The sequence below is a fragment of the Streptomyces beihaiensis genome (assembly GCF_026274175.1).
In the GTDB taxonomy this organism is placed as follows: domain Bacteria; phylum Actinomycetota; class Actinomycetes; order Streptomycetales; family Streptomycetaceae; genus Streptomyces; species Streptomyces beihaiensis.
Genome location: NZ_JAPHNL010000229.1, coordinates 1 through 740, shown reverse-complemented (window position 1 = coordinate 740; position 740 = coordinate 1). Strand labels below are relative to the sequence as shown.

Here is a 740-nt window from a genome sequence, read left to right as displayed (position 1 = left end):
CGCCTTGCGATCGCACGCACCAGACGCCGCCGGGCCCGCCCTCCGGGCGGACGACGCCACTTTCGAAGCACGCCCTAAGCGTGCTGCGGGACCCGGTAGTCGGAGCCGTCCTGCTCACGTACGAGGAGGCCGCCCTCGACGCAGTAGCGGCGCAGGGCGGCGGTGTCGTCGTGCACGGACCGCAGCACCTCGTTGACCTCGCGCTCGCTGTAGGCGCGGTCGGCGTCGAAGAGCGTCTCGGTGAGGTGCACGAGCAGGTCGCGGCGGACGGACGTGCGGACCGGGATCGCGGTGAGGCGGCCGCCCGCGAAGAAGCCGGTGAGATGGCGCGGGACCCCTGTGGTGGGCTCGGTGGTCCGGTGACGGCGGAACACCTCGGGACCTGCGCGCAGCGACCCGTCGTCGAGCCGCTCGACGAGACCCGCGGCGATCAGCTTTCCCAGATGTTTGCGGGCGACCGGTGAGTCGGCCTCGCGGGGCGCGAGTTCGCCGAGCACGACGCGTGCGTAGAGCCTGAGTCTCTCGGGGTCGGCAAGGGCCGACATCAGCTGGTCCACGGTGGCCTCCCGGCGGGCGGGGTTCGGACGACGGAGCGTGCCAGTCTCACCCGCGGGGAGGTTCCGGCGCATTCGATTAACGGCCGCGCAGCTCCCGGTACTTGGTGACCAGGGACTGGGTGGAGGCGTCGAGGCCGGGGACCTCGGCACCTTGGGTCAGGGCGGGTTCGACGCGCTTGGCGA

At 72.2% G+C, this 740-nt stretch carries 1 protein-coding gene; it reads right to left on the bottom strand.

All coding sequences use genetic code 11. The annotated features are described in order from the left end of the window. Nucleotides 1-74 precede the first annotated feature (74 nt). Entirely contained in the window at nt 75-557 is a 483-nt protein-coding gene (locus OFY01_RS32435; RefSeq protein WP_323135529.1) for a DUF2087 domain-containing protein, read from the bottom strand. Nucleotides 558-740 lie beyond the last annotated feature (183 nt).